The 17632-nt window shown below is 66.1% G+C and carries 18 protein-coding genes; 8 read left to right on the top strand and 10 right to left on the bottom strand.

The window, feature by feature from the left end; all coding sequences use genetic code 11:
• From D3D02_RS02550 to D3D02_RS02535, 4 genes are all read right to left on the bottom strand, one after another.
• On the bottom strand, positions 1-199 hold a 199-nt coding region (locus D3D02_RS02550), incomplete at its 3' end, for a redoxin domain-containing protein (RefSeq protein ID WP_147435567.1).
• A gap of 170 nt (positions 200-369) precedes the next feature.
• On the bottom strand, positions 370-1212 hold the full coding sequence (locus tag D3D02_RS02545) for a DUF1641 domain-containing protein (protein ID WP_121568412.1): 843 nt from the start codon (positions 1210-1212) through the stop codon (positions 370-372).
• 2 nt (positions 1213-1214) lie between these two features.
• Positions 1215-2393, bottom strand: coding sequence for an NAD(P)/FAD-dependent oxidoreductase (locus D3D02_RS02540; protein ID WP_121568411.1), 1179 nt, complete (start codon positions 2391-2393; stop codon positions 1215-1217).
• Positions 2394-2688: 295 nt separating this feature from the next.
• A complete protein-coding gene (locus tag D3D02_RS02535; protein WP_199722989.1) occupies positions 2689-3684 on the bottom strand; it encodes a sulfurtransferase in 996 nt (331 codons plus the stop codon).
• A gap of 308 nt (positions 3685-3992) precedes the next feature.
• Between D3D02_RS02535 and D3D02_RS02530 the strand changes: the two genes are divergently transcribed.
• Both D3D02_RS02530 and D3D02_RS02525 read left to right on the top strand, forming a co-directional pair.
• The gene (locus tag D3D02_RS02530) at positions 3993-5168 is read left to right on the top strand and encodes a rhodanese-like domain-containing protein (protein ID WP_121568409.1); all 1176 of its coding nucleotides are present in this window, start codon (positions 3993-3995) and stop codon (positions 5166-5168) included.
• 383 nt (positions 5169-5551) lie between these two features.
• Positions 5552-6469: a hypothetical protein gene (locus tag D3D02_RS02525; RefSeq protein ID WP_121568408.1), complete on the top strand. Its 918-nt coding sequence runs from the start codon at positions 5552-5554 to the stop codon at positions 6467-6469.
• 21 nt (positions 6470-6490) lie between these two features.
• On the opposite strand, the gene D3D02_RS02520 is transcribed toward D3D02_RS02525, so the two are convergent.
• Positions 6491-7927, bottom strand: a complete 1437-nt coding sequence (locus tag D3D02_RS02520) for a sorbosone dehydrogenase family protein (RefSeq protein ID WP_121568407.1) — start codon at positions 7925-7927, stop codon at positions 6491-6493.
• Between the two features lie 196 nt (positions 7928-8123).
• On the opposite strand from D3D02_RS02520, the gene D3D02_RS02515 reads away from it, so the two are divergent.
• From D3D02_RS02515 to D3D02_RS02505, 3 genes are all read left to right on the top strand, one after another.
• Complete coding sequence (locus D3D02_RS02515) at positions 8124-9032, top strand: ABC transporter ATP-binding protein (RefSeq protein ID WP_121568406.1); 909 nt, start codon at positions 8124-8126, stop codon at positions 9030-9032.
• A complete protein-coding gene (locus D3D02_RS02510) occupies positions 9029-9790 on the top strand; it encodes an ABC transporter permease (protein WP_121568405.1) in 762 nt (253 codons plus the stop codon). Before D3D02_RS02515 ends, D3D02_RS02510 begins: the two co-directional genes overlap by 4 nt.
• Before the next feature lie 128 nt (positions 9791-9918).
• Complete coding sequence (locus tag D3D02_RS02505) at positions 9919-10578, top strand: bifunctional 4-hydroxy-2-oxoglutarate aldolase/2-dehydro-3-deoxy-phosphogluconate aldolase (RefSeq protein WP_121568404.1); 660 nt, start codon at positions 9919-9921, stop codon at positions 10576-10578.
• Between the two features lie 61 nt (positions 10579-10639).
• On the opposite strand, the gene D3D02_RS02500 is transcribed toward D3D02_RS02505, so the two are convergent.
• The 5 genes from D3D02_RS02500 to D3D02_RS02480 form a co-directional block, all read right to left on the bottom strand.
• Complete coding sequence (locus D3D02_RS02500; RefSeq protein ID WP_121568403.1) at positions 10640-12268, bottom strand: PH domain-containing protein; 1629 nt, start codon at positions 12266-12268, stop codon at positions 10640-10642.
• Position 12269: 1 nt separating this feature from the next.
• Positions 12270-12737, bottom strand: a complete 468-nt coding sequence (locus tag D3D02_RS02495) for a PH domain-containing protein (protein WP_121568402.1) — start codon at positions 12735-12737, stop codon at positions 12270-12272.
• Positions 12738-12745: 8 nt separating this feature from the next.
• The gene (locus D3D02_RS02490; RefSeq protein WP_121568401.1) at positions 12746-13204 is read right to left on the bottom strand and encodes a CopD family protein; all 459 of its coding nucleotides are present in this window, start codon (positions 13202-13204) and stop codon (positions 12746-12748) included.
• A gap of 155 nt (positions 13205-13359) precedes the next feature.
• Positions 13360-14040 (bottom strand): YqjF family protein, encoded by a 681-nt coding sequence (locus tag D3D02_RS02485; RefSeq protein ID WP_121568400.1) that lies wholly within the window; start codon positions 14038-14040, stop codon positions 13360-13362.
• A gap of 70 nt (positions 14041-14110) precedes the next feature.
• Positions 14111-14977 carry an inositol monophosphatase family protein gene (locus D3D02_RS02480; protein ID WP_121568399.1) on the bottom strand — a complete coding sequence of 289 codons (867 nt, stop codon included), beginning with the start codon at positions 14975-14977 and terminating at the stop codon, positions 14111-14113.
• 154 nt (positions 14978-15131) lie between these two features.
• On the opposite strand from D3D02_RS02480, the gene D3D02_RS02475 reads away from it, so the two are divergent.
• The 3 genes from D3D02_RS02475 (at position 15132) to glpK (ending at position 17626) form a co-directional block, all read left to right on the top strand.
• Entirely contained in the window at positions 15132-15647 is a 516-nt protein-coding gene (locus D3D02_RS02475) for a macro domain-containing protein (protein ID WP_121568398.1), read from the top strand.
• An 11-nt stretch (positions 15648-15658) separates the two neighbouring features.
• Positions 15659-15901 (top strand): hypothetical protein, encoded by a 243-nt coding sequence (locus tag D3D02_RS02470; RefSeq protein WP_121568397.1) that lies wholly within the window; start codon positions 15659-15661, stop codon positions 15899-15901.
• A 192-nt stretch (positions 15902-16093) separates the two neighbouring features.
• Entirely contained in the window at positions 16094-17626 is a 1533-nt protein-coding gene (gene glpK / locus D3D02_RS02465; protein WP_121568396.1) for a glycerol kinase GlpK, read from the top strand.
• Positions 17627-17632 lie beyond the last annotated feature (6 nt).

The following is a 17632-nucleotide window of genomic DNA, read 5'->3' as shown; positions in this document are numbered from 1 at the left end:
GCTGCTCGAAGGCGACGAACTCGGAGGTACAGACGGGGGTGAAGTCGCCCGGATGGCTGAACAGGACGAGCCACTTGCCCTCGTAGTCGTCGGGGATAGTTAGTTCGCCGTGGCTCGTCTCCACGGTGAGCTGGGGGAACTGATCGCCGATTCCCGGGGCACCGGCCGATTCGTCGGGGTCTGCCGTAGGCTCTGTCATTGCAGTTCGGCCTTAGGACGTTGTGTATTAAGCCGGCGCTATAGAACCTATTTTTTCGCCCTCTGATGGCGAATCTTCGAAGAATAGAACAAAACTTCCGCAGAAGCGAAATTCTGTTTTCGTAGTACCGAAGTATAACGACCCAAGGGATAAAAACCGATCGGTTTCAGTTACTCGGAGTCGTCGAAGTCGACGCTCCCGAGACCCCGAGCGGCGGCGAGCAGCCGTCCGAGCGCACGTCGCACGTCAGCGTCGAACAGCGCGCCGATGAGCCCGAAGAACCCGACCGGCTTGGGATCGTCCTGTGCGAGCCCTTCTACTGTCTCGTCGAGCGCTTTGGTGACCTTCGGGTCGCCGAGCGTCTCGACGAGTGCGACCATATTGCCCGCGTTCCGCCCCAGCTCGTACATCTCGACATCGCTTTCGGCGTGGGCGTCTGCGAAGCCGGCGGCCGCCATCCGGAAGTCGCGGATGACGTCGCGGTTGTCTTGGGCGACGTCGCGAAGCTCCGGCGTGAGCTCCATCGCGAGGTCGTGGGTCGCATCGAGCAGATCGAGCATCTCGATCAGCGTGTCCGCGTTCTCACCCAGTTGTTCGAGCAGGACGATAGTCTCTTCTTTCTCCAGGGAGAGCCGGAGCCGTTCGAGGACTTCCCGGTTCTCTTGGACGACGATACGAAGCTCCGGAATGAGGTCGTCGGCGAGCCCCTTCGACGCCGCGAGGACGTCGAGGAGTTCCAAGAGCGTGTCCGATTCCTCGCCGACCTTCGTCAGCAGCGTGAGGGTCTCCTCACGCTCGAACGCCACACGCAGCTCGCGGATCGGTTCGCGGTTCTCGCGAACCGTCTCGCGGAGTTCGGGGAGGAGGTCCTCTGCGAGGTCCTCCGTCTGTGCGAGCATCCGGAGGAGCTCTGCGAGTTCGTCCGCGTTCTCGTCGATCGTCCGGAGTAGTTCTTCCCGGTTCTCGATCTCCATCTCGCTGTCGGCGTCGAGGGATCGATTTTCGCTCGCCATAGTCAGGGGAGTGGGTCGTACCCGTGGAGCCAGGCGTTCCAGTAGAAACTGGGTAGGATGTTGATGTCCATAATCCAGTTCATCCGGCTCTCGACGGGTGCGGAGATGCTTTCTTCGTAGTCGAACTCAGCGACCATCGCCTTCCCTTTCTTCGTGAGGAGCGGACAGGCAGCGTAGCCCTTGTACTTGGCCGTCTGCGGGCGTCCCTCCATATGCGATTCGAGGTTGTCGACGACGACGTGCGCCTGCTTGCGGGCCGCGGCGGCCGTCTTGGCGTTCGGCGTGTTGCCGGCGTCGCCCAGCGCAAAGACGTCCTCGTACTCGGTGTGCTGGAGCGTGTGCTTGTCGACGGTGACGTACTCGCCGTCGTGCTCGTCGTCGCCCTCCGTCAGCGGCGAGTTGTCGGTGAGCGCCGGCTGGCCGTACTGCGGCGGGACGGGCGCGTAGAAGTCGTACTCCTGGGTCTCGCCGTCCTCGGAGTGGATGACCTGTTCGTCGGGGTCGACTTCGCTGACGGTGAAGCCGCCACGGAACTCGATGTCGCGGTCGCTCCAGATCTCTTCGAGTTTCTCACGGTACGGCGAGACGCCGAAGACGGCGTCGCCGCCCTTCGTCATCACCACGTCGACGTCGTCGCGGATGCCCTGTCGCTGGAAGTAGTCTTCCGCGAGCATAGTCATCTTCAGCGGCGCGCCGCCGCACTTGATCGGCGTATCGGGAACGGAGACGACGAACGTGCCGCCGTCGAAATCCTGGAGTGCCTCGCGCATCTCCATCGCCGCGTCGAAGTAGTAGAACGGGAACACCGAGTCGGTGTCTTCCCATCCTTCCATCATTCCGGGCGTCGCCTCCGCCGCGAGGCGGTGTCCCAGCGAGACGACGAGGTAGTCGTACGACAGTTCGTCGTCGGCCAGTTGGACTGTCTTGGCGTCCGGATCGACGCCTGTTACCTCACCTTGCAGGAACTCGACGCCGCTCTGCATTACCTCGCTGACGTCGCGGAACTGGTCTTCCGGCTCCATATAGCCGAACGGCAGCAGGTAGTACGATGGCTGATAGGCGTGTTGGGTACTCTTGTCGACGATAGTGATCTCCGCGTCACTACTATCCAGTCGACGCCGGAGCATATTGGCGGACATCGCGCCACCGACCCCAGCACCGAGAACTACTATCTGATCCATAGCCATCCGTTCTTAGTTTGAGATCCACCTGAATGGTGACATACACCACGTATTTTGCATAATCTATCCCACATTACGGAGGTTTGGAGAAATAATTGCTGCATTCCGGCGGCGGGTCGCAGCAATCTGTCTGGTGACAATCTATTCATACGTATACTAGATCATCGATCACTACAAATACCTAGTGGAAATTGGCAGATAGTACAGGGTGACAGGGCGCGGTGGGCAAAAAGAGGGAGAACACTGCTGATCGGTCGGTCGCCGGCACACGAGACGGCGAGGGGGCTTGGGGGCGTTACTCTTCGTCCGGGGTTTCGACGGGTGCGTCGACGAGGTTGCCCCACTCGGACCACGAGCCGTCGTAGTTCGAGACGTCGGGGTAGCCGAGCAGTTCCGAGAGGGCGAACCACACGAGCGCCGAGCGTTCACCGATGTTGCAGTAGACGATGATGTCGTCTGTCGGATCGATGTCGGCCTCGGCGAAGGGTCGTTCGAGGGCCCGAGCGTGCTCGAAACGGCCGCATTCGCGGACGACGCTCGTCCACTCGATGTTGACGGTGTGCGGGATGTGGCCGCTCGCACGCGCCGGGTCGTCGGCTTCGCCCCGGTACTCCTCGGGCGAGCGGACGTCGACGATGGCGACGTCGTCCGAGAGCGCATCGCGGACGTCCCGGCGGTGAGCGCGGATCCGGTCGTTCGGGGGATACGCCTCGTACTCGACGGGCGTGACCGTCGGCTCCGACGTCGTCGTCGGGTAGTCGTTCTCCGTCCAGTAGCGCTTGCCCCCGTTGAGGAGACGGACGTCCCGGTGTTGGTAGTACTTGAGCGTCCAGTAGACGAACGCGGCGAACTCGTTGTACCCGTCGCTGTAGAGGACGACCGTCGAATCCGGCGTGATACCGCGCTCGCCCAGTACGCTTTCGAGGCGATCGGCGTCCGGGATGACGCGACGCCCAGACGCCGAGAAGTCGCGGCGGGGGTCGAGTTCGATCGCGCCAGGGATGTGCCCCTCGTCGTACGTCGCAGAGACCTCGACTAAGCGGAGATCCGGATCGTCTTCCTCGAAGTCCGGGATCTCTCGTGCGAGGAAGTCGGGTTTGACCAGTACTGACTCGGAGTAGCCGGTCCTGTCGTCCCCGATCGACCGCTGCTGAATGCTGTAGCAGGTCTGCCGACCGTCGTGGAGGGCGGGTGCCGACTGGATGAGGTCGGCGTCTTCCAGTTCGTTGAGCCCGTATCTGGCCGTCCGCGAGGACAGGAGCGTCTCTTCTGTGATCTGTTTCAACGTCATCGACCCTTCGTGTGAGAGGACGTGATAGATAAACTTCGAGCTGGGCGGCAGCTCTGACAGTGATTCCTCAGCCCCATTATATTGCATTTTCAGTACAATACGAATTTGGGAGTACGGATACAAGACGTTATTGGTGCTTCCCACGGTCTTAAACCATTATCTCGAACGTCCCGCGGCGCACACGGTGAAGATATATACACAATAATTTCTGGTTCTTTGCCGCAATCGCCCCGCCTGGCCCGGTTTTGCACAAAATATTCTCCCTGCTGGAAATGGTTTAGGTACACGCCTACAATATCGCACCGACGATGGTCGAGACAATCACCGCCGAAGAACTGCGAGATATGATCGACGCCGACGAGGACTTCATCCTCTATGACTCGCGTGATCCGGAGTCCTTCGAGGACTGGCACATCGCCGAAGCCGAGAACGTCGAGTACTCCGGCTCGAACGACGAACTCGTCGGCGAGTTCGACGAGGACGACATCGGCGCCGGCGACACCGTCGTGACGATCTGTGCGACGGGGAACTCCGCCGAAAGCTTCGCAGAGTACCTCGAGCGCGAGGGCTACGCCCACGACGTCAAGACCGTCGAGGGCGGAATGGAGTCCTGGAGTATGGTCTACGACGTGGCACCGATCGCCACGTCCAACGACGACCTGGTCATCCTGCAGCTCCAGCGGCGCTCGAAGGGCTGTCTGGGCTACGTGGTCGGCTCGAAGTCCGCCGGTGAGGCGGCGCTCATCGACGTCACCCGCGCGAGCGACGAGTTCGTCGCAGCGGCCAACGAGCGCGGTCTGAAGGTCACGCACGTCTTCGACACGCACATCCACGCCGACCACATCTCCGGTGGTCGAAAGCTCGCGAACAAGCTCGACGTGCCGTACCACCTGGGTGCGCCCGCCGAGACGCGCGACCCGCAGTTCGAGTTCGACGCCATCGAGCCGAACGACGCCGTCGAACTCGGCGACGTAGAGATCAAGGCCGTCCACACGCCCGGGCACACGACCGGGATGACGTCGTACCTCGTCGACGACGAGGCCCTGATGACGGGCGACACGCTGTTCGTCGAGTCCATCGGCCGGACGGAGCTCCAGTTCGCCGACAAGGACGCCCGCGACGGCGCCCGCGTCCAGTACAACACGCTCCAGAACGTCATCATGACCGAGCCGAACGACGTGAAGATCCTGCCGGGTCACTTCTCGGTCACCAACGACGGCGAGTACGTCGACGTCACGCCCGGCCAGCCGATGTTCTCCACGGTCGGCTACATCTGGGAGAACAACACGCTCATCCGGCAGTCCGAAGACGAGTTCGTCGAGCATATGTTCGAGAACCTCCCGTCGAAGCCGCCGAACTACGAGCAGGTCATCGCGACGAACGCCGGCGAGTACGAGCCCGAAGACGAGAGCGAGGAGACCGAACTCGAACTGGGCCCGAACCGCTGTGCGGCGACCGAGGAGAGCACCGTCGCCGACGACTAATCGGCGCGACCTTCCCGTAGTCCCCATCTATAGTAGCATTTGCAACTGGTTGCTCATCCGATCACACGACAGCGTACGATCGAATGAGTGAAGACTTGCAAATGCTACTATAGCAGGTATCGTCTGCGAGTTTCCCGCTCGGCCGCACGCCACGTGCGATCGATCAGGGAAAAGTCGCACTCGATACCGCACCTCGACCACCTCTCTCCCTGGTGCGTCGAGCCGTCGTTCCACACGAGCGTCAGTCCCGACTCGGAACGGCTGTCCTTTTGTGCGCTGCCCGTGCGGCAGTCAAAATCCGTCCACCCGTGAGCGCTCGTCTCCTCGTGAACTGGTCCCCGAGCGGCGCACACGCTTTTCAGCGCCCGAGACGTAGACCGAATATGGCCTCAAGAGACCCCGCAGACGAGGACCTTCCGGCGCTCCTCGACGACCTGGACCGGACGCTCACAGCGCTTCGTGACGAACTTCGCGAGGCCGACGATCCCTCCCGACAGCGCGCGGAAACGGCCGGTGACAGCCGCCTCGGAGACGAGCGGGGGCGACGGCGGGGAACTCGTCCGCGACCGCCGTCCCTCTCGGAACTGTTCCGGTTCACCGAGCAGTACACCCTCCCGACGCTCATCGCTACGCTGGAGACGGCGATCCAGTCGCTCGAACTGCTCCGCGGAATGCTCCGGCTCGCGGACCCCGAGCGGTCGGCGTTCGAGCGGAGCGACCGAGCGCGCGGGTCGTCGTCGGTGCGACTGAGCGACGGCGTCGCGGGCGTGGGCCGGGGCGCTGTCTCGGGCGTCGAGCGCGCGCTCTCGGAGCTTCAGACCGCGCTCTCGGAGTCTGACCTGCCGGAAGAGCAGTCCTCCCGGGAACTGCTCGAAGACGCCCGTCGGCTCTCCGCGGAGGTGTCGACGCGCCTCGCAGAGACGTCCCGCGAGAGTGACGCCGAGCGGTACGGGTACCGCCGCGACGAGAGTTCACAGGGGGGTGATGACTCTCTCGACCGGGGCGTCTCCGAATCCGGAGGGGTCGAAATCGACGTTATGGACGAGCGTGACCGCCGCGAGCGCGGCAGTCACGAACGCGAAAGTGCAGCCACCGACGAGGAGAGGACCAGTGACGGAGAACGGACCGACGAGACGTCTGCTGACGCGCCCGAAGTCGACGTCGAAGCCGAACTCGCCTCGATCAAAGAGGACGTCGAACCGCGCGAGGAGCGATCGGAGGAGAACGACGGCGAGACGCCCGCGACTGCCACGTCAGCGGATACAGCGGACGACGACGAAGACGAGGTCTCCGAGTCCTGAATCTGGCGGCAGCCGCCCAGGCTATGGCGCGACGAGGCGAGCGACGCGACCGCTGTCGCCCCCGCCGCCGGTTCCTCCGGTCGTGAGGACGTAGAGGTCGCCATCCTGGTCGCGACCGAATCCGAGCACGTACTGTCCGAGGTCAGTGTCACCGACCACCGAGACGGGCGCAATATCCCACGGCGGCCGTGCGCCCGTATCGACGGCGAAGAGTCGACCGCGCGCGAGGTAATCCGCGAAGACGTACGCGCCGCGCAGGCCGGGGAGCGTCTCGGTGTTCACGACGAAGCCGCCGATGATCGAGACGCCCGAAATTCCGCCCCCGTCGTGTGAATATTCGGCGACGGGGTCGACTAGGGGGGTGCCATCGGGCGTCGTCGTCGGGCAGGAGTCCCGGCGGAAGCAGTGTGCGCCCTCGCGCACGTTCCAGCCGTAGTTGCCGCCGCGTTCGACGAGGTTCAGCTCCTCCCAAGCGCCTTGGCCGACGTCGGCGACGTAGAGGTCCTCGCCGAAAAAGGAGAGCCGCCAGGGGTTCCGAAACCCCCAGGCGTACTGCTCGTCGAGTCCCCCGCGACCGACGAGCGGGTTGTCCGCCGGGATCGCGTAGGGTTTGTCGCCGTCGGCGCCGTCCACGCCGCCGCGCCCGTCGACGTCGATCCGGAGGACGCTCCCCAGCAAATTCTCCGTGACGTCCTGCCCGTTCCCGCCGTCGACCGCGTCGTGCCAGTCTCCGACGTGACCCGTCCCGACGTCGTTGGCCGCGCCGCCGTCGCCGAACGGCACGTAGAGGTATCCGTCCGGGCCGAACGCGACCGCGCCGGCGTTGTGGTTGCCCTGTGGTTGGGGTACTTCGAGTACAGTGCGCTCCCGGTCGGCGGCGGCAGTGCGTGCATCCGGGTCGACGGTGAACTCCGCCAGAACTGCTGTGTGGCTGTAGTTGCCGGGCGTTCCCGCCCGCGACGCTGCGCTGTAGCGAACGTACAGCCGACCGTTGTCGGCGAAGTCCGGATGCGCCGCGGCGCCGAGCAGACCGCGTTCGCTCCCGAGTACGACGCGATCGGAGATATCGAGAAACGGCCTCTCGCGCCGGCCCTCGTCGGTGAGCTCCCAGATCCGGCCGTCGCGGTCGACGACGAACCGACGGTCGGTGGCCGCGGGCGCGACGAAATCCAGCGGCGCTGCGAAGCCCGACGCCACGGAGTCGAGCGCGACCCGCGCGTCGGCGAGTTCGGGTCGCGGCCCGTCCGTCTCCGTCGGCGTCGGCACTCGCGTCCCCGCCCCACCCGTCTCGTCGGTCGTCGATCCGTCCGTCGCCGCCCCGCCTTCGTCAGTTCCCGCGCCCGGCCCATCTGTCTCGGTTGCCTCGTCAGATCCGCTCGGAGCGCTACAGCCAGCGAACGCCGCGAATCCGGCGGCGACGCCCGCGCGAAGGAATCGGCGTCTGCGGAGTCGATCCATACGGCGACGGAAGGGCCGAACCTACAAGGGTAGTTCGTCCGAGTCGGAAGGCACTCGTCCGTCGGAGAAGACTCGCCCGTCGGAAGGCACTCGCCCGTCCGGCGCCAACTCGTCCGCCCGGGCTCCGGTCCCGATCCCCCGTCGCTCCGAGAGCGAATCCGAACCCCTTACCACCCGACGGACCCGACGCAGAAGTATGACAGCGGCACTCGTCGCCGAGGGCGTTCGGAAGTCCTACGGCGACGTGACGGCCCTCGACGGCGTTTCGCTGGAGATCGATCCCGGGGAGGTGTTCGGCCTCGTCGGCCCCAACGGGGCCGGAAAGACGACGCTGGTCCGGGCGTTGACCGGGACCACCGAAGTCGAAGGAGAGATCTCCGTGCTGGGGAGTGCCCCCGACCGAGTCGAGGAGTCACAGATCGGACTCCTCCCGCAGTCGTTCTCGCCGGCGGGCCGACTCACGGCGCGCGAACTGGCCCGGCAGTACGCCGGCCTCTACGACGAGGCACGCGATCCCGACGCCGTCCTCGCCGACGTCGGCATCGACGGCGAGACGGCCGAGCAGTGGTACGAGACGCTTTCGGGCGGACAACAGCGTCGCGTCTGCGTCGCCATCGCGCTCGTGAACGATCCCGACGTGCTGTTTCTCGACGAACCGACCACCGGGATCGACCCCGCGGGGCGGCGCGCGCTGTGGGGGCTGCTCGAAGACCTCGCGTCCGGGGGGACGACGGTGCTTCTCACGAGCCACTCGATGGCGGAGGTCGAGCGGCTCTCGGACCGCGTCGGCTTCTTGAGCGACGGTCGCCTCGTCGCGCGCGGACCCCCGCGTGAACTGGTCGAGGCGCACGGCGGGCGGAGCCGACTCCTCTTCGAGACCGACGCGTCGCCGACGACTCTCGACGCGTCCGGCGCCGGCTACGACGTGTCGGCGCGGAACGGCCACCTCGTCGTCGAGGACGTCGGCCCGCGCGAGATCGGTGACGTCGTCGCCGCCTTCGAGAGCCAGGGCGTCGAATTCGAATCGCTGACGTGGAAACAGCCCGATCTCGAAGACGTGTATCTCGAACTCACCGGAACCTCGTTCGAGGAGGCGGAACGATGACTCGGCTCGGTCGGATCCGCGCGGAGTTCACCGCCTCCTGGCACGCCTTCCTCCGGCGCCGGACTGCGGTGTTCTTCACGTTCTTCTTCCCGGCGATCATCGTCGTGATCTTCGGCGCGCTGGTACAGACCCAGCCGACCGGTGGCGGCCTGTTCGCCGAGCCGAAGGGGTACTACATCGCCGGCTATCTCGCGGTCGTCGTGCTGTTCACGCCGCTGTCGCGCGTCGGGAGCACAGTCGCCCGCTATCGGGAGGGCCGCCGCTTCGAGAAACTGGCGACGACGCCGCTGACCCGCGTCGAGTGGCTGCTCGCGCAGGCGCTCGTGAACGTCGTCGTGATCGGCGTCGCGGCGCTGCTGCTGCTCGCGCTCTCGATCCTCGTCACCGGAACGACCATTCCGGCGACGCCGGCGACGCTGCTCGTGGTCCCGTTCGTCGCGCTCGGCGTCGTCCTGTTCTGCGGGCTCGGGGCGATCATCGGCCGCGTCGCGGACTCACAGGACGGCGTCATCGCGGCCTCGAACGCGATCGCGCTGCCGCTTTTGTTCCTCTCGGAGACGTTCGTCACGCCCGATCTCCTGCCCGCGTGGTTCCGCCCGGCGCTCGGCTTCTCGCCGCTGACGTACGTCGCCCGCGGCATTCGTGCAGTGACGTACGCCGACGCGACGACGGTCGCGCTTCCGAACCTCGCCGCCGTCGTCGTGCTCGCGATCGCGTTCTTCGTCGCCGGCGCGTTCGCGGTGCCGCGGACAGACTGACGCGTCGGCTGGACGCGTGCGGTGCCGCGAACGGGCCGGAGGCGACGCACGCCGGACCGCGCGCACGCTGGACTGCGGCCATCGCGCCGCCGGGATTTATTCTCGCAGACGCCGAGTCCGTAGACGAGATGGTCACTCCCGACACGAACGAGGATGTACAACGACTGGTGGACAGCGGCGTCGTCGCGGTGATGCGGGGGGCCGACGCGGACACGATCATCGACGTCGCGTCGGCGCTCGCAGACGGGGGCGTGACCGCCTTCGAGATCACGGCCGACAACCCGGACGCGATGGACCTCATCGCGGAGGTGTCGGCGTCGTTCTCGGCCGAGGAGGCGATCGTCGGCGCGGGGACGGTCCTCGACGCCGCGACGGCGCGCGCGGTCATCGCGAGCGGTGCCGAGTTCGTGGTTGGCCCGACGTTCGACACAGGGGTCGTCGAGACGTGTAATCGATACGGGACGGTAGTGGCACCTGGCGCTCTCACGCCGACCGAGGCGCTCGACGCCTACGCGGCGGGCGCCGACATCGTCAAAGTCTTTCCCGCGTCGTCGATGGGGCCGGACCACCTGTCGAGCATCGCCGGCCCGCTGCCGCAGATTCCACTGATGCCGACCGGCGGTATCGACGTCGACAACGCCGCCGACTACATCGACGCTGGCGCGGTGGTCGTCGGCGCTGGCAGCGCACTGATGGACGACGAGGCGATCGCCGCGGGCGATTTCGAATCGATCACCGAGACCGCACGGGAGTTCACGCGCGTCGTCGACGCGGCACGTGAGAACTGACACACCGGTGGGGTGGAATCCGTTCGAGCGTCGCTGTCTCCGCTTGCCGCCGGTTCCGCCGTTACGCGTCTGTGGAACCGGACTCGTCCGGAGCGCCTGAATCGTCCGGTCCGCCCTCCGCGGACGAGCCTGGGACCGAGTCGTTCGACGTCGCGTCTGCGGCTTCGTCGACGCCGATGCCCGCCCGTCCCGCCCGGTAGGCGTCGACGGCGCGACCCAGGCGGGCTTCGAGTTCCGCGCGCAGTTCGTCGGCCCGCTCGCCCGAAACGTCGACCGCGGCGGCGTCTTGCCCCCCGAGCGAGAGCGACCCCGCGGTGTCGACGGTGACCGTCGCGAGACCGAGTCGCCGCTGGAAGACCGTCCGGGAGTCGATCACGGTCTGGATCCGGTAGTAGGGGACGATCTTGGTCTCCCGCTGGAGCACGCCGTTCCGGGTGACGACGTGCTGGTCGCCGAGCCAGTGGCCCCGGTGCTTCCAGGTCGCGTGCGCGAACCCGGCCGCGACCGGAACCAACAGCAACAGCGGCCACAGCGGGAACGAGACCGGGAGCAGCGAGCGGGCGGCGTACAGCACGGCCGCGAAGACGCCGACGACAAGCAGATATCGGACCAGATAGCGACGCCGCGCCCGCGTTGGCGGCCGTCGGAAGTCGACGTCGCCGAGGGGTTCGAGTTCTTCGACGAGAGTCAGGACGTGCTCGCGCTTGGCGAGCGGGATCGCCGCTTCCGAGCCGCGCGACCCGCCGCCAGAGCTTCCGCCGGGGGCGTATCCGGCCGTCTCGATGTACAGCGTCGCGTAGCCGAAGTGCCGCTTGAGGGGATTGTCGGCCATCGTCAGCGTCTGGATCTTGTCGAACGGGATCGACCCGTCGTAGCGCTGGAGGAGACCCCGCTCGTACTGTAACTCGTCGCCCGATCGAACCAGTCGGAAGTCGTAGTACTCCACGATGGCCGCGACGGCCCCGACGATCCAGGAGACGACCGCGACGCCGACGAGCACGGCCGCGGCGACGCCGACGAGCGTCGTCCCGCGGACCGTCGTGAGATACGCCGGGACGATCGTGGACCCGACGGTCGAGACGAGCACGAAGAGGACACCCGGAACGCGGGGATCGACCGAGAGCGCGCCGAGGATGGCGAGTTCGCTCCGGTCGAGCGCGAACAGCTCCTCGAGTTCCGGTTCGACGGCGCCACGCTCGGCCGATTCGGTCGCCTCGCCCTCTTCGTCAGTCCGCTCTGCCGTCCGTTTCAGCCGCGGGAGCTCCCGCTGGAGGCGCTTTGCCTCCTCGAAAGACACGAACCGCAGTCGGGCTTCGGTGTCGCCCCCTCCGGCCGTCTCGAAGGAGACGACGGCGATTCCGAGGACGCGCTGTATGACGTTCCGCGAGATGTCGACGTTCTGAATCCGGCGAAGCGGGATCTCGCGGCTGCGCCGGGAGAACACGCCGGAGTCGATATCGAGCGTGTCGGCGGTGAGTTCGTAGCTGAACCGCCGGACGTAGGCCGTCTCGTAGGCGACGAGTCCGAGGGCGGCGAGGCCGGCGACGATGAGGAGAACGATCGGACCGGCCGGGCCGAGGCCCGGGATCTCGAAGCCGCCGCCGAGGCCGAACGCGAGCGCGATGGCGATGCCGCTTCCCCGCTGCAGCACGCGATAGGGAACCGACAGCGGTGAGAGCGACTGCGGCATCTCAGACCGCGTCCTCGCCCTCCGAGCGGATCGCCAACCGTTTCAGCCGCTCGCGAAGGTCGTCTGCATCGTCCGGTGCGAGTCCCGGAATCGACACGTCGGCCCCGCGGGAGCCGGCGGTGTATACCACGGTGCTCGCGAGACCGACCACGCGCTCGATCGGCGACCGGGCGGTGTCGACGTGCTGGACGCGGACGAACGGCACGACCGTCCGAACTCGCGTGAGCACCCCGCGTTCGAGGTACAGCGAGTCCTCTCGGACCTCGTAGCGCCAGACGCGGTAGCGGGCGAGCGCGACGACGACGCCGAGCGCACCGAAGCCGACGAAGACGGCCATCGGAGTCCACGCGGGGAGCCACGGCGGTGCGAGGATCCGCTGGACGGCGAGGGCGACGCCACCCAGGATGGCTGCGGTCAGGACGGCCCGCGCGACCCAGAGAAGTCGGACGCGGGGATGCAGACGGTTCATTGTTGTGTTCAGTACGGGACGAGGCCGGCCGAAAGCAGGCCGGCGTCGACGAGCAGGAGGACACCGACCACCGCGGCGGCCCGGAAGATCGTCGTCACCGACTTGGCGGGCGTGCGGACGCGCTTCTCCTGTAGGCCGTCGACGAGTCGGCTCCGGCCGATCTCGACGAGCGCGGTGAACACAAGCCACAGCGCGAGCATCGCGAGCACGAGGTGGCCGCGTCCGGTGCCGGTGAGCGATTCGATCGTGTAGCCCGTCCCGGCGAGGTGACCGCCGGTCAGGAACATCACGACCGAGGCCCCACGCGACAGATAGACGAGGCGATCGGCGATCTTCTCTAAGGGCGCCGCGTCCAGCGCACCTTCGACTGCGGCCGGAAGAATCGCTCCGGCGACGAAGACGACGCTGCCGACCCACAACGCCCCCACGAGGACGTGCAGGGTCGTCATAACCGTGTCAATTACCATACTGGCGCAAAAGGATCGACGGCGCTTGAAACCCGGCGGTTCGTGTCGGCGTCGATGTCCACGCCTGGTCGGCGTCGCGTGTCGTGTGTCGACGCCGCGTGCAACACCCGCAAGTGGGGAAACTCAGACACCGTAAGATCCAGACACCGAAAGACTCAGACCGTCCGGATTCGCTCGGCCGTCACTTCCGTGCCCGGCGAGTAGTGGACGAGCGGGTCGCCGGCGGGTCGCTCGAATCCGTCGGCCTCGAACAGCGTGTTCGTCTCGATCTCGACGCTCCCCTCGACGAGCGGCCACGGCGGGTGGGCGATGTCGCCGTAGTAGAGGCGCGCGCCGTCCGTATAGAAGCGGTAGTTCTCCGTCAGGAAGTGTTCCAGCGTCCCCGCCTCTGGCGTAAACTGCCCACCGGTCGGGCGATACGTAGCCTCGAAGTGCGCCGGCCGAGCGCCGGACTGCGTGCGGCGACTACGGAGGGTCACGGCGTCGTCTTCCCGCGAAACACGCATCTCGGCACTGAAATACGGGAGCCGAAAGAGCCCTCGTGCAACGAGCACGCCGAGGCGGTCGTCAGCGTCGAGGCTGAAGAAGTAGACGCTGTGGTCGTCGCGTCCGGGGCGCGTGACGTACGTTCGGAGGTTCAACTCCGGGAACGAGAGGCCGAGCGGGGCCCCTCGCGGCCGAATGTCTTCCATCACGAAGCCGACGACGCCCAGCCACGCGTCGCCGTCGTACGTCGCCACCTGGAGACCCTCTGGTAGCCGAGCCGACACGACGGCGGGATCGACCGGCCAGTGTGCGAACAGCGCGTCGCGCCACCGCATCTGGAGGAGGTCCATACCGAGCGTAGGGGTCCCGGACACTTGCGGCTTCCCTGTGTGTGAGTCTCTTTCGTACTCTCCCGTCGCTTCACTCGATCGCTCCGGACGCTGCGTCGACGAGCTGATCCAGTTTCGCCCGGTCGGTCGCGGCGACGTAGAGCCCGCCGACGCCGGTCTCCGTGGTGCCGTGTTCCGTTGCAGCGTCCGTTGACTCGTCGGCGCCGTCCAGTGCGGCGACGTCGACGTCGAGCACCCGGCTCTCGACGCCGCTCTCCGCCGCGAGGAGTTCGCCCGCGTACTGCTCGTAGACGTCCGGCAGGAAGGCGACGAGGCCCTCGATCCCGCCGCGGGCGAGGAGACCCCAGTCGACGCAGGGCGACCACGTGTTGATGACGCGCTTGCAGCGCGCGTCGACCGCCGCTTCGACGCGCTCGGCAGCCGCACGGCGCTCGTCGTCGCGGACGGCCGGCAGCCCGACGACGAATGAGACGGTCGACTGCGAGAGTGAGAGATCGCTCTCGGTGCTGAGGGACTCGCCGTCGGCAGTCGCCCCGCCGTCGCGTCGGGCGAGATACAGCGAGTCCGGGAGGGGTTCGTAGATCGCCGAGACGAGCGGCTGGCCGTCGCACAGCACGCAGGCGGCCGTGGCGAACGAGGGGATCCCGGCCGCGAAGTTGTTCGTCCCGTCGAGCGGGTCGACGACCCACTCGTAGCGGTGCTCGCCCGCGCGGCCGGACTCCTCGCCGTGGACGGCGTGGTCGGGGTACGCGTCGTGGATCACGTCGAGGGCGCGGGCCTCGGCTTCCCGGTCTGCGGCCGACTTCACGTCGTCGGTGCCGTACTCGGCCTCGATCGAGAGGTCGCGGAAGGCGTCCGCCAGATAGTCGCCGCTGGCGCGGACCGCCCGCGCGGCGACGGCCTCCAGCAACGCCAGGTCCGGCGATCGATCGTTCATACCCGCGACACGGAGCGAACGCGACAAGAACTGTTCGGTTTGTGAACGTGTTTGGATCCTACGACTCGTCATCCGTTCCCGGGACGGAACCCCGGTGTCTCGCGCGTCCGCTGCTGACACCGACGCTTTTCACGACGCCGGCGTAAGAGAGCGTATGGAGTTCACAGTCGTTCAAGGCGATATCGCGGCGGAGTCCGCGGACGCCCTCGTCAACGCGGCGGGAACGAGCCTCCAGATGGGATCCGGCGTCGCTGGCGCGCTCCGTCGGGGCGGTGGTGAGGCGCTCAACCACGCGGCAGTTGCGAAGGGTCCCATCGACCTCGGCGACGTCGCCGTCACCGACGCGTACGACCTCGACGCCGACTACGTGATCCACGCCGCCGCGATGCCGCACTACGGCGACGGACAGGCGACGGCCGAGAGCATCCGCGAGGCGACGCGTCACGCGCTGGAACGCGCCGACGAACTCGGCTGTGAGTCGCTCGTGATCCCGGCGCTCGGCTGTGGCGTCGCCGGCTTCGCACTGGAAGATGGGGCGCGAATCATCGCCGAGACGATCCGGGCGTTCGACTCCCGGTCGCTCACCGACGTGCGCTTCATCACGTACGGCGAGGACGAATACGAGACAGTCTCCCGCGTCGCCAGCGAACTCCGCGAGGAGCGCGCCTGACTGCCGGGACCGTGCACGTTCCAGACGACGCCCCCGCGCGCTGTCCGGTGTGTGACGCCGAGTACGATTCGGTGTCGGAACACGACGCCGGCCTGCTGGTGAACCTCCTCGACAACGAACGGTACCGACGGGTCTGTTTCGATCCGGTTCTCGTCGATGGCGAAGCCCGTGTTCGGTTTTATCATCACACACACGGACAGACAACGCTCACCGACAGCGGGGAGACGACGCCGGTCGACGCCCACCTCGAATAGCAGGGGCCTCCAATCCCGACCTCGAATATACAACACAGTTAATTATATTATATTTAATAGCCTTGGTCCATACAAACATTCAGATTAAACAGTAATAACATAGTTTGTAAGTAAAATTTATTACTCGGCGCCGTGTTCTTCTTTCTCAGACCGGGGGCAGACGCAGAACGCGTTCCGTCCCGAGCGCACACAATGACAGACACGTATATCGGTTCGATCGATCAGGGAACGACCGGAACGCGATTTATTATCTTCGACCACGACGGGAACGTGGTCGCCAACGCCTACGAGAAACACGAACAACACTACCCGAACCCCGGATGGGTCGAACACGACCCGATGGAAATCTGGGAGAACACGCAGGACGTCGCCGTCCGCGCGGTCGAGGAGGCGGACATCGAGGCGACGCAACTCGAGGCACTCGGCATCACGAACCAACGGGAGACTACGGTCGTCTGGGACGCCAACACCGGCCGACCGGTCTGTAACGCGCTAGTTTGGCAGGACCGCCGGACGACCGAGCGGATCGAGGAGTTGGAGGCGGCCGAAAAAATCGAGTGGATCAGAGAGAAGACGGGCCTCGAAGCCGACGCGTACTTTTCGGCGACGAAGACCGAGTGGATCCTCGACAACGCCGACCCGCTGAAGATGCAGCACTCGCGCAGCGACGACCTCCGCGAGCGCGCCGAGGCAGGCGAGCTGATGATGGGGACGATCGACACCTGGCTCATCTACAACCTCACCGGCAACCACATCACGGACGTCACGAACGCCTCGCGAACGATGCTGTACAACATCTGGGATATGGAGTGGGACGACGACCTCCTCGCGGAGTTCGACGTCCCTGCCGCGATGCTCCCGGAAGTCCGTCCGTCGTCTGACGAACGCCTGTATGGACACACGGATCCGGACGGGTTCTTGGGTGCATCCGTTCCCGTGGCTGCCGCACTGGGTGACCAACAGGCCGCGCTGTTCGGGCAGACCTGTTTCGACGAAGGGGACGCGAAGAACACCTACGGCACCGGCTCGTTCTACCTGATGAACACTGGGACGGAGGCTGTCAAGTCCGATCACGGCCTCCTGACGACGGTCGGGTTCCAGCTCTCCGGCGAACCCGTCCAGTACGCTCTCGAGGGCTCGATCTTCATCACGGGGGCCGCGATCGAGTGGCTCGAAGACGTCGACCTGATCAACAACGCGGCACAGACCGCAGAACTCGCTCGATCGGTCGATTCGACGGACGGCGTGTACCTCGTGCCGGCGTTCACAGGTCTCGGGGCTCCACACTGGGACGGCCGAGCCCGCGGGACCATCGTCGGAATGACGCGGGGGACGCGTCGGGAGCACCTCGTCCGTGCGACGCTGGAATCGATCACGTACCAGACCCGTGACGTCGCCGACGCGATGGAGGCCGACTCGGGCATCGAGACCAAATCGCTCCGGGTCGACGGCGGCGCGGTGAAGAACACGTTCCTCTGTCAGCTGCAGTCGGACGTTCTCCAGACCGAAATCGTTCGCCCCGAAGTCGACGAGACGACTGCGCTGGGTTCGGCGTACGCTGCCGGGCTTGCGGTCGGCTACTGGGACACGAAAGAAGAACTCAGAGCGAACTGGCAGATCGACCGCGAGTTCACACCGCAAGAGGACCCCGAGACGATCGACCAGCGGTACGAGCGCTGGGGCGAGGCCGTGCAGCGCTCGCTGGACTGGGCCCGGAACGAGTGAGGGGCG

Origin of the sequence: Halobellus sp. Atlit-38R, from assembly GCF_003665925.1 — an archaeon.
Lineage (GTDB): Archaea > Halobacteriota > Halobacteria > Halobacteriales > Haloferacaceae > Haloquadratum > Haloquadratum inordinatus.
Note: the sequence above shows the minus strand (reverse complement) of the source record. Positions and strands in the feature narration are given on the sequence as shown.

Excerpts from the sequence above, each read along its gene's own strand:
- glpK (WP_121568396.1), top strand. The coding sequence starts at position 16,094 with ATGACAGACACGTATATCGGTTCGATCGATCAGGGAACGACCGGAACG.
- D3D02_RS02535 (WP_199722989.1), bottom strand. The coding sequence starts at position 3,684 with ATGACGTTGAAACAGATCACAGAAGAGACGCTCCTGTCCTCGCGGACG.
- D3D02_RS02520 (WP_121568407.1), bottom strand. The coding sequence starts at position 7,927 with ATGGATCGACTCCGCAGACGCCGATTCCTTCGCGCGGGCGTCGCCGCC.
- D3D02_RS02540 (WP_121568411.1), bottom strand. The coding sequence starts at position 2,393 with ATGGATCAGATAGTAGTTCTCGGTGCTGGGGTCGGTGGCGCGATGTCC.
- D3D02_RS02480 (WP_121568399.1), bottom strand. The coding sequence starts at position 14,977 with ATGAACGATCGATCGCCGGACCTGGCGTTGCTGGAGGCCGTCGCCGCG.
- D3D02_RS02490 (WP_121568401.1), bottom strand. The coding sequence starts at position 13,204 with ATGGTAATTGACACGGTTATGACGACCCTGCACGTCCTCGTGGGGGCG.
- D3D02_RS02525 (WP_121568408.1), top strand. The coding sequence starts at position 5,552 with ATGGCCTCAAGAGACCCCGCAGACGAGGACCTTCCGGCGCTCCTCGAC.
- D3D02_RS02545 (WP_121568412.1), bottom strand. The coding sequence starts at position 1,212 with ATGGCGAGCGAAAATCGATCCCTCGACGCCGACAGCGAGATGGAGATC.
- D3D02_RS02515 (WP_121568406.1), top strand. The coding sequence starts at position 8,124 with ATGACAGCGGCACTCGTCGCCGAGGGCGTTCGGAAGTCCTACGGCGAC.
- D3D02_RS02475 (WP_121568398.1), top strand. The coding sequence starts at position 15,132 with ATGGAGTTCACAGTCGTTCAAGGCGATATCGCGGCGGAGTCCGCGGAC.
- D3D02_RS02505 (WP_121568404.1), top strand. The coding sequence starts at position 9,919 with ATGGTCACTCCCGACACGAACGAGGATGTACAACGACTGGTGGACAGC.
- D3D02_RS02485 (WP_121568400.1), bottom strand. The coding sequence starts at position 14,040 with ATGGACCTCCTCCAGATGCGGTGGCGCGACGCGCTGTTCGCACACTGG.
- D3D02_RS02510 (WP_121568405.1), top strand. The coding sequence starts at position 9,029 with ATGACTCGGCTCGGTCGGATCCGCGCGGAGTTCACCGCCTCCTGGCAC.
- D3D02_RS02495 (WP_121568402.1), bottom strand. The coding sequence starts at position 12,737 with ATGAACCGTCTGCATCCCCGCGTCCGACTTCTCTGGGTCGCGCGGGCC.
- D3D02_RS02500 (WP_121568403.1), bottom strand. The coding sequence starts at position 12,268 with ATGCCGCAGTCGCTCTCACCGCTGTCGGTTCCCTATCGCGTGCTGCAG.
- D3D02_RS02530 (WP_121568409.1), top strand. The coding sequence starts at position 3,993 with ATGGTCGAGACAATCACCGCCGAAGAACTGCGAGATATGATCGACGCC.